The 12,966-nt window shown below is 71.4% G+C and carries 13 protein-coding genes; 4 read left to right on the top strand and 9 right to left on the bottom strand.

Annotation, left to right across the window (positions count from 1 at the left end):
* Nucleotides 1–205 precede the first annotated feature (205 nt).
* Nucleotides 206–1,381 carry a hypothetical protein gene (locus ABTZ99_RS21155; protein ID WP_499613207.1) on the top strand — a complete coding sequence of 392 codons (1,176 nt, stop codon included), beginning with the start codon at nt 206–208 and terminating at the stop codon, nt 1,379–1,381.
* Between the two features lie 127 nt (nt 1,382–1,508).
* Here ABTZ99_RS21155 and ABTZ99_RS21160 read toward each other — a convergent pair whose 3' ends face one another.
* Nucleotides 1,509–3,239, bottom strand: coding sequence for a glycerol-3-phosphate dehydrogenase/oxidase (locus tag ABTZ99_RS21160; protein ID WP_498780581.1), 1,731 nt, complete (start codon nt 3,237–3,239; stop codon nt 1,509–1,511).
* A 182-nt stretch (nt 3,240–3,421) separates the two neighbouring features.
* Between ABTZ99_RS21160 and ABTZ99_RS21165 the strand changes: the two genes are divergently transcribed.
* Together ABTZ99_RS21165 and glpK are read left to right on the top strand one after the other, a co-directional pair.
* On the top strand, nt 3,422–4,162 hold the full coding sequence (locus ABTZ99_RS21165) for an MIP/aquaporin family protein (RefSeq protein WP_498780506.1): 741 nt from the start codon (nt 3,422–3,424) through the stop codon (nt 4,160–4,162).
* 14 nt (nt 4,163–4,176) lie between these two features.
* A complete protein-coding gene (glpK, locus tag ABTZ99_RS21170) occupies nt 4,177–5,682 on the top strand; it encodes a glycerol kinase GlpK (RefSeq protein WP_498780505.1) in 1,506 nt (501 codons plus the stop codon).
* A 49-nt stretch (nt 5,683–5,731) separates the two neighbouring features.
* Here glpK and ABTZ99_RS21175 read toward each other — a convergent pair whose 3' ends face one another.
* On the bottom strand, nt 5,732–7,135 hold the full coding sequence (locus ABTZ99_RS21175; RefSeq protein WP_498780504.1) for an NAD(P)H-quinone dehydrogenase: 1,404 nt from the start codon (nt 7,133–7,135) through the stop codon (nt 5,732–5,734).
* Between the two features lie 136 nt (nt 7,136–7,271).
* Between ABTZ99_RS21175 and ABTZ99_RS21180 the strand changes: the two genes are divergently transcribed.
* Complete coding sequence (locus ABTZ99_RS21180) at nt 7,272–7,721, top strand: gamma-glutamylcyclotransferase family protein (RefSeq protein ID WP_123745455.1); 450 nt, start codon at nt 7,272–7,274, stop codon at nt 7,719–7,721.
* Between the two features lie 197 nt (nt 7,722–7,918).
* On the opposite strand, the gene ABTZ99_RS21185 is transcribed toward ABTZ99_RS21180, so the two are convergent.
* The 7 genes from ABTZ99_RS21185 to ABTZ99_RS21215 all read right to left on the bottom strand — a co-directional run bounded on the left by ABTZ99_RS21185 (nt 7,919) and on the right by ABTZ99_RS21215 (nt 12,966).
* A complete protein-coding gene (locus ABTZ99_RS21185) occupies nt 7,919–8,713 on the bottom strand; it encodes an ESX secretion-associated protein EspG (RefSeq protein WP_498780503.1) in 795 nt (264 codons plus the stop codon).
* Nucleotides 8,713–10,017, bottom strand: a complete 1,305-nt coding sequence (locus ABTZ99_RS21190; RefSeq protein ID WP_499613213.1) for a PPE domain-containing protein — start codon at nt 10,015–10,017, stop codon at nt 8,713–8,715. The genes ABTZ99_RS21185 and ABTZ99_RS21190 overlap by 1 nt, the downstream gene beginning before the upstream one ends.
* 28 nt (nt 10,018–10,045) lie before the next feature.
* Nucleotides 10,046–10,423, bottom strand: a complete 378-nt coding sequence (locus ABTZ99_RS21195) for a transcriptional regulator (RefSeq protein ID WP_230570428.1) — start codon at nt 10,421–10,423, stop codon at nt 10,046–10,048.
* A gap of 114 nt (nt 10,424–10,537) precedes the next feature.
* Nucleotides 10,538–11,125, bottom strand: coding sequence for a DUF3558 domain-containing protein (locus ABTZ99_RS21200; protein ID WP_498780500.1), 588 nt, complete (start codon nt 11,123–11,125; stop codon nt 10,538–10,540).
* Between the two features lie 6 nt (nt 11,126–11,131).
* The gene (locus ABTZ99_RS21205) at nt 11,132–11,572 is read right to left on the bottom strand and encodes a GNAT family N-acetyltransferase (RefSeq protein ID WP_498780498.1); all 441 of its coding nucleotides are present in this window, start codon (nt 11,570–11,572) and stop codon (nt 11,132–11,134) included.
* Between the two features lie 135 nt (nt 11,573–11,707).
* Nucleotides 11,708–12,580 carry an HAD family hydrolase gene (locus tag ABTZ99_RS21210; RefSeq protein WP_499613217.1) on the bottom strand — a complete coding sequence of 291 codons (873 nt, stop codon included), beginning with the start codon at nt 12,578–12,580 and terminating at the stop codon, nt 11,708–11,710.
* Nucleotides 12,577–12,966: a DUF1707 SHOCT-like domain-containing protein gene (locus ABTZ99_RS21215; RefSeq protein ID WP_498780495.1), complete on the bottom strand. Its 390-nt coding sequence runs from the start codon at nt 12,964–12,966 to the stop codon at nt 12,577–12,579. The genes ABTZ99_RS21210 and ABTZ99_RS21215 overlap by 4 nt, the downstream gene beginning before the upstream one ends.

The raw sequence follows: 12,966 nt of genomic DNA on the forward strand, positions 1-12,966 counted from the left end.
TGCGCGTGATGGTGCACGCGGCCCTGGCCGCCCTGGCCTGACCCGGTCCCGGCGCTCGCCGACCACGCGGCGGTCGAAGTCGCGTGGTCGGCGAGCGCGTGAGGGCCGCACTTCCGCCCCAGATTCTCCCCAGGTCGTCCGACCACGATGAGGTCCCGCGGTGCTCGACCACCGCCGGACCCGTGCGACGATCCAGGGGGATCACATGCGAAGAGCAGTGACGCTCACGCTCATCTTCGGGCTGGTCGGGGCGCTCGGCCCGGGATTGACGCCGGGTGTGGCCGCGGCCCAGGCGGCATCGCCGACGCCGACGCCGATTCTCGGCACCGCGCAGTTCGACCTCAAGGTGGACCTGACGAGCATGAGCGGGCGGGTCGCCAAGGTGGAGAAGCGGCTCGCCGGCGGACGGGTCCCGGTGAAGGACCTGGTCGCGGGCCGCGGGCGCGCCACCGAGCCTTGCGACGACAGCGAGAAGAAGGCGGCCGAGAAACTCCGATCGGTCGTGACATTGCGGTGTTGGGACCACCCCGACAAGGGGCAGAAGTCGTCCGACTCCAACAACGCGTGGATGCCCCAGGGCGTCACCAGCACCTCGGACGCCGACCCGACGAACCACTACGACGGTCGCCAGGCCCTCGCCGTGACCTCTTATCGGAAAGGGACCGACCACGCCCGGGTGACGTTCCTGCCCAACTTCGCGAACGAGGGGTACAAGCACATCTCACTGGTGGAGCCGAAGGGCTCCGACTGGGCGCGCGTGACCTGCCACGCGGGCGGCTCCGTGTGGTACGGACGGTACCTGCTGGTGGCGTGCACCAGGGAGATCCGGGTGTTCGACTGGGAGAAGGTCTACAAGACCGACAAGAAGGACCCGCTCGCCACGGCGTCCTTGGTGATGATCCAGACGGGTCGGATCACCGGCAAGGCGGTTGGCCAGTTCTCCTCGCTGGGCCTCGACCGCTCCGTTCAGCCGAACCTGCTGGTGGTGTCCCAGTGGTCGAAGCCGAATTCGCCCGGCGCGTGCCCGCCGGACGAGTGCCGCTTGTTCCGGTTCGAGTTCCCGGCCTCTGGTCAGCTGTCCGGAACGGGGTTGCGCACCCACGACGCGTACCGGACCCACTTCTTCTCCATGCAGGGGGCGGTGAGTCGCGGCGACACGGTGTGGTTCTCCAGCAGTGCCGGGAAGAAGGACCCGGGGCAGCTCCGCACCTGGAACGTCAAGGACAAGAGGCCCAACGCGGTCACGTCGAAGCCGTGGACCACCGGTGCGGAGAGCATCTCGTACTGGAACCGCGGCAACGGCACCGGCGTGCTGCTGAACGTCACCGAGTACAAGGACAAGCGCGTGATCGCGGCCGTCGAGGCGGACTACTACGGATAATCGCCCGGCACCGAGGGAGGCGGTCGCCGGTGGCGCCGGACCCCTGCGCGTTCTGCGGGGGTCCTCGCCGGTGGCGGGGTCCCGGCGCGGGCGGCTGCTCCGCGCCCGACCGGGACCCCGACCACCGTCAGCTCACCGGTTCCACGATCTCCGGCCGGGCCTCGGGGGCGGCCGAGCGGACGGCGTCGGCGGCCTGGTCGTCGGGTTCCGCCTGCGACGCGCGCTCGGCGTCGACGCGGGCCGTGTAGACCGACACCTCGTGCGCCACCATGGCGTCGTCCCAGCCGTGCACGCCGGCCATCAGGCGCGCCACCGGCAACGCGCACTCCACGCCCCGGTGCGGGTACTCGATCGAGATCCTGGTCCGCCGGGTCAGCACGTCCTCCAGGTGCAGCGCACCCTCGTGCGACGCGGCGTAGACCACCTCCACCTGGAGGTAGTCCGGCGCGCCGGGCACGGGCTTGAGCAGCTCCGCGTCCGCCGACCCCAGCACCTCGTGCACCAACGACCCGTAGCGGTCCAGCAGGTGCCTCACCCGGTACGGGTGCAGGCCGTACCGGGTCGCCAACTGGTCCGCCTGGTTCACCAGCGCGTGGTAACCGTCCGCCCCGATCAGCGGCACCTTGTCCGTGATCGACGGCTGGATCCGCCCCGGCAGGTCGACCGAGGCCGCGTCCACCGCGTCGGCGCCCATCACCCGGTACGTCGTGTACTTCCCGCCGGCGATCGCGACCAACCCGGGCGCCACCCGGGCCACCGCGTGCTCGCGCGACAGCTTCGACGTCGACTCGCTCTCACCCGCCAGCAACGGCCGCAGCCCGGCGTACACGCCCTCGATGTCGTCGTGCGTCAACGGCGTCGCCAGCACCGAGTTGACGTGCTCCAGGATGTAGTCGATGTCCGACCGGGTCGCCGCCGGGTGCGCCAGGTCCAGGTTCCAATCGGTGTCGGTCGTTCCCACGATCCAGTGATTCCGCCACGGGATCACGAACAGCACCGACTTCTCCGTGCGCAGGATCAACCCCGACTCGGACACGATCCGGTCCCGCGGCACGACGATGTGCACGCCCTTCGACGCGCGCACCCGGAACCGGCCGCGACTGCCGGACAGCCGCTGCAGCTCGTCGGTCCACACCCCGGTCGCGTTGATCACCGCGTGCGCCCGCACGGACGTCTCCCGCCCGTCCTCCACGTCGCGCACCCGCACGCCGGACACCCGGTCCGCCTCCCGCAGGAAGCCCACGACCTGCGTGGACGTCCGCACGACCGCCCCGTAGTGCGCCGCCGTGCGGCCGACCATCATGGTGTGCCGCGCGTCGTCCGCCTGCGCGTCGTAGTACCGGATCCCGCCGATCAGCGCGGAGGGCCGCAACGCGGGCACGAGCCGCAGCGCACCGGCCCTGGTCAGGTGCTTCTGCCCGGGCACGGACCGCGCGCCGCCCATCGTGTCGTACATGAGCAGCCCGGCCGCGGTGTACGGCCGCTCCCACCCGCGGTGCGTCAGCGGGTACAGGAACGGCACCGGCTTGACCAGGTGCGGTGCCAGGCGGGTCAGCATGAGTTCGCGTTCCCGCAGCGCCTCGCGCACCAGCCCGAACTCCAGCTGCTCCAGGTACCGCAGCCCGCCGTGGAACAGCTTCGACGACCGGCTCGACGTGCCCGAGGCCAGGTCGCGCGCCTCGACCAGCGCCACCCGCAGGCCGCGCGTCGCGGCGTCCAGCGCGGAGCCGACGCCGACCACGCCGCCACCGATGATCACCAGGTCGAACGTCTCCGCGCCGAGCCGGTCCCAGGACTGGGAGCGTTCGAGCGGCCCCAGCCGGCCCGCGGTGGCGGGGTACTGCTCGCGCGTGACCACTGACGCCTCCCTGATGCTCGAACCGACCGGGCGGACCAGGACTGACTCGACCACGTTACCCGTCGGTACGCCACCCGTGGACAACTGATCAGGTCGGAACTAGCGTCATGCCCCATTGTGGGGTGGGCAGCGCCGCCGGACCCGGACCGTGCTGCCTCCTGTCAAGGCGAGGAGGTCGGCGAGTGAGCAGTGGCTCGATCTTCGTGTGGGAGATGCTGGGCACCGCGATCCTGATCCTGTTGGGTGCGGGTGTCGTCGCCAACGTGGTCCTGAAGGACACGCTGGGCAACACCGGCGGATGGCTCCTGATCAACATCGGCTGGGGTTTCGCGGTCTTCGCGGGCGCCAGCATCGCCGCGCCGAGCGGCGCGCACCTCAACCCCGCGGTGACCCTCGGCCTGGCCGTCGCGGACAAGACACCGTGGGACGACGTGCCCATCTACTTCGCCGGTCAGCTGGTCGGCGCGTTCATCGGCGCCGTGCTCGCGTGGCTGGCCTACAAGGCGCAGTTCGACGCGCACGACGACCCGGCGGGCACCCGTGGCATCTTCTGCACCGGCCCGACCATCCCCAAGGCCGGCTGGAACGTCGTGACCGAGGTGATCGGCACGTTCGTGCTGGTCGCGTGGGTCCTGCTGAGCCCGGCCGCGAAGGGTGCGGCGGACGGCGTGCCGCAGCTGGGCAACGCCGCCCTCGGCTACGCCGGCGTCGCGTTCGTCGTCATCGGCATCGGCGCCTCGCTCGGTGGGCCGACCGGCTACGCCATCAACCCGGCGCGCGACCTCGGCCCGCGCATCGCCTACGCGGTCCTGCCCATCCGCGACAAGGGCAGCGCCGAGTGGGGCTACGCCTGGGTGCCGGTGGTCGGTCCGCTGCTCGGCGGCCTGCTCGCCGGTCTCCTGTACCTGGTTCTCCCGGTCTGAAAGGACTCCAGCGCATGACGAAGCACGTGGCCGCGATCGACCAGGGCACGACGTCCACCCGGTGCATGATCTTCGACCACTCGGGTCGCGTGGTCTCCGTCGACCAGAAGGAGCACGAGCAGATCTTCCCCCGGGCCGGGTGGGTCGAGCACGACGCGAACGAGATCTGGACCAACACCAGGCAGGTGGCCGCGGGCGCGTTGGCCAAGGCCGACCTGACCACCGCCGACATCGCCGCCGTCGGCATCACCAACCAGCGCGAGACCGCGCTCGTCTGGGACAGGACCACCGGGCAGCCGGTGTACAACGCGATCGTCTGGCAGGACACCCGGACCGACAAGATCTGCCAGGACCTGGCGGCTCTGGGCGGCGGGCAGGAGCGGTACCGGGACAAGACCGGCCTGCCGCTGGCGACGTACTTCTCCGGTCCCAAGATCCGCTGGATCCTGGACAACGTGGAGGGCGCCCGGGAGCGCGCCGAGGCCGGTGACCTGCTGTTCGGCAACATGGACACCTGGGTGCTGTGGAACATGACCGGCGGTGTGGACGGCGGCGTGCACGTCACCGACCCCACCAACGCCTCCCGCACGCTGCTGATGGACCTCGACACGCTGAGCTGGGACGAGGGCATCGCGGCCGACATGGGCGTGCCGCTGTCGATGCTGCCGGAGATCCGGTCCTCGTCCGAGGAGTACGGCAAGGTCCGGGAACGCGGCGCGCTGGCCGGCGTGCCGATCGCGGGCATCCTCGGCGACCAGCAGGCGGCCACGTTCGGGCAGGCGTGCCTGTCGCCCGGCGAGGCCAAGAACACCTACGGCACCGGCAACTTCGTGCTGCTCAACACCGGCACGGACAAGGTGATGAGCGAGAACGGCCTGCTCACCACGGTCTGCTACAAGATCGGTTCCCAGGCGCCGGTGTACGCGCTGGAGGGTTCGATCGCGGTGACGGGCTCGTTGGTGCAGTGGCTGCGCGACAACCTCGGGATGATCACGACGGCCGCCGAGATCGAGGAGCACGCCCGGACGGTGGAGGACAACGGCGGCGCGTACTTCGTGCCCGCGTTCTCCGGCCTGTTCGCGCCGTACTGGCGCTCGGACGCGCGCGGCGCGATCGTCGGCCTGACCCGGTTCGTGAACAAGGGCCACCTGGCCCGCGCGGTGCTGGAGGCGACGGCGTTCCAGACCCGTGAGGTGATCGACGCGATGAACGCCGACTCGGGCGTGCCGCTGAAGTCGTTGAAGGTCGACGGCGGCATGGTCGTGAACGAGCTGCTGATGCAGTTCCAGGCGGACATCCTGGGCGTGCCGGTGATCAGGCCGGTGGTCAACGAGACGACCGCGCTCGGCGCCGCCTACGCGGCGGGCCTGGCGGTCGGGTTCTGGGAGTCCGAGGACGACATCCGGCAGAACTGGGCGCAGGACAAGCAGTGGGACCCGGCGATGGACGACGACACCCGGGCCAAGACCTACGCGCAGTGGAAGAAGGCCGTGACCAGGACCTTCGACTGGGTGGAGTGACCCCGACGGGGCGTCGCCACCGGGCGGCGCCCCGTTCTCCCGGTGCGTGTCAGTCGAGGTCGTCGTGGCGCATGAGCTGGCGGCCGGCCTCGGTGATCGAGCCGGTCAGCGACGGGTAGACCGAGAACGTGGTCGCCAGGTCGTCCACCGTGAGCTGGTTCTGCACGGCGAGCGTGATCGGCAGGATCAGCTCGCTGGCGTTCGGCGCGACCACGACGCCGCCGATGACCACACCCGTCGCCGGGCGGCAGAACAGCTTCACGAAACCGCGCCGCAGGCCTTCCATCTTGGCCCGCGGGTTGGTGGCCAGCGGCAGCATGATCGTGCGGGCGGGCACCTCGCCGGAGTCGATCGCCTGCTGGCTGATGCCGACGGAGGCGATCTCGGGGTTGGTGAACACGTTCGCCGCGACCGTCTTGAGCCTGATCGGGCTCACGCCCTGGCCCAGCGCGTGCCACATGGCGATGCGGCCCTGCATGGCGGCGACGGACGCGAGCAGCAGCAGGCCCGTGCAGTCGCCCGCCGCGTAGACGCCGGCGATGTTCGTCCGCGACACCCGGTCGACCGGGATGTACCCGCCGCGGCCGAGCTCGATGCCGATCTTGTCCAGGCCGAGGTCGGCGGTGTTGGGGACGGAGCCGACCGTCATCAGGGCGTGGCTCGCCTCGATCGTGCGACCGTCTTCCAGGTGAATCAGGACGCCGTCGCCGACGTTCTCGACCCGGTCCGCGCGGGCGTGCTTGACCACCGCCGTGCCGCGTTCGGCGAACACGTCCTCCAGCACCACGGCCGCGTCGGCGTCCTCGTGGGGGAGCACCCGATCGCGGCTGGAGACCATGGTCACCTTCACGCCGAGTTCCGTGTACGCGGAGGCGAACTCCACACCGGTGACACCCGACCCGATGACGGCCAGGTGCTCCGGCAACTCGGGGAGGTCGTAGATCTGCCGCCAGGTCAGGATCCGCTTGCCGTCGGGCTCGGCGCCGGGCAACACGCGCGGGGTCGCACCCGTCGCGATGAGCACCACGTCGGCCGGGAGGACTTCCTTCGTGCCGTCCTCGGCGATGGTCACGACCTCGTGCTGGGCGAGCCCGCGGGCGTTGTCGCAGAACTTGCCGATGCCGTTGACGATCCGCACGCCCTCGCGCTGGAGGCGGGCCCGGACGTCGGCGGACTGGGCGAGCGCCAGGCCCTTCACCCGTCCGTGCACGACCGGCAGTTCGACCGCCGCTTCCGCGTTGTTGGTGCGAATGCCCAGCTCACCGGCGTTGCGGAAGGCGCTGCGGCCGCCCGCGGAGGCGATGAACGTCTTCGACGGCACGCAGTCGTAGAGCACGCAGGCGCCACCGAGGCCCTCGCGTTCCACGATGGTCACGTCGGCCCCGTGCTGGGCCGCGACCAGTGCCGCCTCGTAACCTGCGGGGCCACCGCCCATGATGACGATGCGGGTCACGACACGTCCTCCTCGTGGTCTTCGGCGCTGTTTGCGCCGGTTGCAGCCGCTGGTAACCGTACGCGGTCGGGTGTCGGGGTGTGTCGTCCGGTCTTCTGGTACCTCGCGGTGATCGCGAGGTCGCTAGGCTGTCGTCGTGCCGCTCTATGCCGCGTACGGGTCCAACATGGACCCGAACCAGATGATGGAGCGAGCCCCCTACTCCCCGATGGCGGGGACCGGGTGGCTCGCCGGATGGCGTCTGACGTTCGGTGGCGAGGACCTGGGCTGGGAGGGCGCGCTCGCCACCATCGTCGAGGACCCCGACTCCCAGGTGTTCTGCGTGCTCTACGACGTGAGCCCGCGTGACGAGTCCCGCCTCGACCGCTGGGAAGGCGCCCTCGGGCTCTACAAGAAGATCCGCCTGCGCGTCCAGACCCTGGAAGGTTCGGTGACCGCCTGGCTCTACGTCCTGGACGCCTACGAGGGCGGTCTGCCCTCGGCCCGCTACATCGGCGTCGTCGCCGACGCCGCCGAAGCCGCGGGCGCCCCGGACGACTACGTCTCCGACCTCCGCACGCGCCCCTGCCAAGGCATCGGCCCCTGACCCCACGCGCGTCGAACACCTGGGCCCGGCGTGTCGAACGCCCGGGGCCCGAGCGTCGAGCGCGCGGGCCCCGGGCGTGCCACGTTCGAACGCGCGAGCCCGACGTCCGGGACCGCCGAGCTCAGGCGGGCGCGCGGGTGTGCCCCGTGGCGGTCCGGGAGCGTTGAACTCGCCCGTCCTGGGGTTCGACCCGCCGCTCAGGCGCTGGTCAGGGATTCCAGGTGTTGGATCAGGCGGCGGGCGTCGACGGGGGAGACGGTGCTCCACGGTTGTTGGCCCGGGGTCGCCCGGCGGAGTTGGATGTAGCGGCCGTGGGGGTTGTCGAAGAACGACACGACGTGCTCCTGGCGGACGCGCTTGCCCCACTTGTCACGGCTCGCGGCGCCGAACTGGCCGCGGTTGCCCGCGTCGCGGAACATGTCGGCGAGGGTGCGGGCGTCCTCCTGCCGGATGCCGCGCGCCAAGAGGGCCTGCTGAAGGTCGTCCGCGGTGTTGGCCTGGGCCGCGGCGGCGTCCAGGTCCGCGCTCGGCAGGGTGACGGAGTGGCCCGGGCCCGCGGCCAGCGGCGGGAGCACGGACAGGGCCTCGCGCGGGAGGCCCTCGGCGGACGCCGGGCGCAGGGTCAGCTGGTCGTGGGACAGGACCGCCAGCACGCCGGACTGGCCCTTGGCCGCCGCCAGCACGCGGACGCTGTGGCCGAGCCACAACCGCCCGTCCACCTCCTGCTGCGGCCGGTTCAGCAGGTGCAGCAGGTCCTCCAGCATCGGGTCCAGCGACACCGGCCGGCCCAACCCGCGACGGTCGAGCCCGCCCCACGCCTGCCGCTCCAGCTCGGCCCGCTCCGCGTGCGTCTTGCCCGGTGACGGCACCTTGAGCACCAGCGGCATGGTCTCCAGCCGCAGGTGCTCCCAGAGCACGTCGAACTCCAGCGCCGAGATCGTCACCGGTTCGCGCAGGTCGTTGCTGCCCAAGTCCAAGCCGAACGTCGTCATCAGTGGGTGGTGCTCTCCCCGATCACCGGAGGCGAGATGATCCCGCCAATGCCGTAGATGTCGTCCGTCTGCCGAAGGTAGTCGGCTGCGTCGTGCGTGGCATCTTCTTCCTCTTCCGCGCCACGAGCCGCACCCAGGCCGCCGAACGGGTCGAACGCGGGCTGCGCCGGCGCCGGGACGCTGCGCTTGTGCACGGTGTCCTGGCCGCCGACCTGGCCGCCGGCGCCGAGCATCGAGCCCGTCGACCCGCCCGGCCCCGCCGTCGCCGCGTGCTGCGTGCTCGCCGCGAACGCCCCGATCTCCACCGAGCTCACCGACGTCGTGCCGCTGGGCAGCAACGGCCCACCGGGCGCACCCGGGAGCAACTGCTGGTTGGCGCCGGCGGCGTGCTGACCGTTCGTCGTGTCGGAGGACGACGACGAAGAAGACGAAGACGACGAGGCCTTGCGCCGGTCCTTGTCCTGCTGACCACCCGCACCGCCACCGCCGACCACACCACCGGGCCCGAACACCCCCGAACCCGACCCGGACGCCGGTAACGCCGCCGACGAAGTCCTGGTGGAACCGGACGTCCCGACGGACGCCGTGCCCGTCGAACCGCCGAACGAGGGCTGCGGCGCCGGACGCTGAGGCGAGTAGCCGCCGCGCCACCCGCCGCGACCGCCGCGCCCCCCGCCCCGACCGCCGCCACGCCCACCGCGCGGACCGCCGTAACCCCAACCGGGACCGGACACGCCCGCCGAGTCGTTGCGCACCACCTCGGGCGCGTTGATCACCAACTGCGGCGGCTGGTGGAACTGCCCCAACGTGCTGGTGTTCGACACGGTGCTGGAGGCGTAGGTCGTCATCACCTCGCGCGCCCGCTGCTCGGCGGCGTTGCGCGCCTTCTCCTGCTGCTCGAAGTCCGTCTGCCCGCCGACCAGGTTGGTCAACGCGCTGACGAGCAGGTTCGGCTCCTCCGCGGTCACCTTCACCGGCGGCGGCATGTCGGCGCGCGCCTTGGCGATGTAGTCCGCCTGCAGCTCGGCCGAGATGCGCATGACCTCCGCGCCGGCACGGGCGTCGTCCGCCCACGCGGCCAGCGGGTTGATGCCCATCCGCGCCTTGTCCGCGGCCGAACCCTCCCAGGACGCGCCGGACTTCAGCACGCCGCTGTGCAGCTCGGCGTTGATCTCGGTCAACGCGGCGGAGACGCCCTGCCACCGCTCCATCGAGGCGTGCGAGGCCTTGGGCCCCGGCCCCGAGTTGATCTGCTCGTACAGCTCTTCGTGGCTGTACCCGCTCCAGCGGTGTCCATCGGGCATGAACGCTCCCCTTGCCTGCGCCGGGCGCTCAGCGGCTGCCCTGCTGTCCCATCAACCCGGTGTTGTCTTCTTCGATGGACTGGTACTGCTGCTCGACCAGGGTGAGCGCGTCCATGGCCGACTTGAGCTGCCGCTGGTAGTTCTCCAACGCGATCAGCGCCGAGTCGCCCGATTCGAGCGACCGCTCGTTGAACCGCTCCGCGGCGTCCTGGCTCACCGGGTCGCCCGCCCACGGGCGGACCCTGACCTCGGTGATCGCCTGCTCGATCTGCTCGTCCAGCTTCGACAACGCGCCCGCGAACGCGTTGCGCAGGCTCGGGATCGCGCTGGGCTCGACGTTCAAGGTGTGCGACAGGGGCGGTGGTGAGCCCGTGTCAGCGCCGTGGCCGTGGTCTTCCGACGGCATGGACAACCTCCCGCCTTCCTCGTTCCCGTCGCGCCATTCCGTTCTCGCGCAAGGTCACTCTAGCCACCCGGTCCGACAGCGGGGAGTGGGTGGAGCGCACATCCCCCGCGTGGATCAGCGCCGTTGCAGCAAACCGGCTACCGCCGCTTCTGCCGCCCGTTGCGCCCCTTGGCACAGAGTGTCCTGCTTGGCCGCCGTTTCGTTACCGCCGTCGCGGAACATCACGTCGAGGAACTGCCCCTCCGCGACGTCCACCTCGACGTTGCACACGTTGTCCATGCCGGGCGTCCGCACGGTCAGGCCGGGGAAACCGGCCACCGTGGTCTGCTCGGCGTGCACCTGCGCGTTCTCGCTGAGCCACACGCCGACGCCCTCGACTGTGACGAGCGCCAGCCGGACGACGTTCCCGCTGATGTTGCTGCGCATGGTGCACGCCTTCGCGTTGCCGAAGCTCGCTTCCACATATGCGCTCGGCGGGTTGTCCAGGCTCAGCGCGATGCGCTGTTCGGGTGAGAGCACGGCGCACGGGTCGACGTCGTCCAACCGCACCTCCCGCGGTCGCGGTGGCAACGACGGCACGGTGGTCGTCGCGACGGGCAGCGGTTCGTCGACCCGGCCGTCGGCCTTCTTGTCCGGAACGGGCGTGCAGGAGGCCATCGCCAACGCGCAGAGCGTGGCGGTGAGCACCCGAGCAGCCCTCATGGACACCTACCGTAGCCGGGTCCACACGCCAAGTGGACCCTCGGCTGTGAAGCCGCACTTCTCGGCCACGCGACGGGCCGCGTCGTCCGGGGGTCTGGCGGTGATCAGCGGTAGGTCGAGGAACCCGAAGCCGAACCGCAGCACGGCGCCGGTCGCGTGCGTCGCGATGCCCTTGCCGCGCAGGTCGGGCGTGATCCAGCAGTGCAGCTCACCGGTGCTGGACAGGGAGATCTCGCCGACGGCCGTGCCGGTGAGCTGGTCGCACACGGCCCAGGAGCAGGACTCGTCGGTGTGCCACTGGTCCGCGCGTTCGGCGATGTGCGCGCCGGCCGCGTCGAGGTCGGGGCAGAGGCCACCGCCCACCAACGCCGGCCGGTCGTCGATGCGGTCGTCCACGCGGAGTCGGCGCAGGTAGAACTCCCCCGCGTTGATCTCGACGGCCTCCATGCCGAATCGTCCTCGCTCCGCTCGGACGGGCGAGGTCGCCCGGAAGTCGGCAGGCTGGTTTCGCGACGATAGTAAAGCGTGATCGCCGCGAAATCAGGCTCGACCTGCCGACGCGACCTCGCGAGCGCCGGGGGATCAGTCCGTGACGAACCCGTCGTACCGCCCGGCCAGCTCGTCGAGCAGGCCGCGGTGGGCGGACGCGAGCCGGTCGTCGGGACCGGTGGTCAACTCCACGACCCAGTCGGCGTCTTCCAGGTCGTCCTCTCCGGCCAGCACGTCCTTGTGCACCGCGCACGGCGACCACCCGGCCGCCGCCAGCTCCCGCGCGGCTTCCTCCGCGTCGTCGCGGTCGTGCAGGACCAGCAACAACGGACCCGCGGTCCCGGGCGGACCCGTGCCGACGCCGTCGTCCAACAAGCCGCGCGACGACAGCGCCTCGTGCAACGCGGGGAAGTCCGGCGTGTGCACGGCGTCGATGCCGATCGTCCGCGCCGCCTCCGCGTTCACCGCGTTGTCATCGCAGAACAACGTCCCCGACGGCGAGTGCTGCAGCACCCGCAACGCGCGCCGGAACGCCTCGGGCGCGGGCTTGGCCACCCCCAGCCGCGCGGACGACACGACCGCGTCGACCTCGCGGTCCAGCCCCAGCTCCGCCAGGTCGCGCGGCAGCCGGTCGGTCGCGTTGGAAAGCAACGCCACCCGGCACCGCTTGCGGACCCGCCGCACCAGGTCCAGCGCCTCGCCGATCACCTCGCCGGTCCGGGTCCACGCCGCCACCGCGCCCGCCGCGCGCGCCGGTGAGAGCCCTTCGACGACCAGCTGCTCCCGCACGGCCGCGCGCCACTCCTCGTCCGTGGCACGGCCGGCGGTCGCGGGACCGGCCAGGGCGAACGACACCCGCGCCAACGTGCCGCGCGGCAGGCCGAAACCGTCCTCGACCGGTCCGTCCGGCGGGAACCGCCGCAGCACGCCGTCCAGGTCGAGCAGCAGCAGCGACGGCGCGCTCACCGCCTGCCCATCCGGCCGATCAGCAGCATCGCCGCGGGGATCAGCAGGAACACCAGCGGTGTCTTGGCCAGGAAGAACAACGCCACGCTGACGATCGCGACCGCCGTGACCGCCGCGCTGCCGACCCGGAACTCGAGCGGGGCGGTGCGCCGGGCGGACACCGGCGACCGGGTCTCCGGCGGCTCGACCTGCGGGAACCGCGGCCGTGGCGCGGGCAGGTCGCCGAACAACGCGTACAGGTCGCCCCGGGTCTTCGCGGTGGCGACGCGGGCGGAGCGGTCGCCGTACTCGTCCACGCTCAGCCGCCCCTCGCCGAGGTGCGTGCCGAGCAGTTCGAGCGCGTGCTCACGCTCCGCGTCGCCGATCCGGATGTCCCGCTCGCTCAC

The sequence above is a fragment of the Actinosynnema sp. NPDC002837 genome (assembly GCF_040295345.1).
In the GTDB taxonomy this organism is placed as follows: domain Bacteria; phylum Actinomycetota; class Actinomycetes; order Mycobacteriales; family Pseudonocardiaceae; genus Actinosynnema.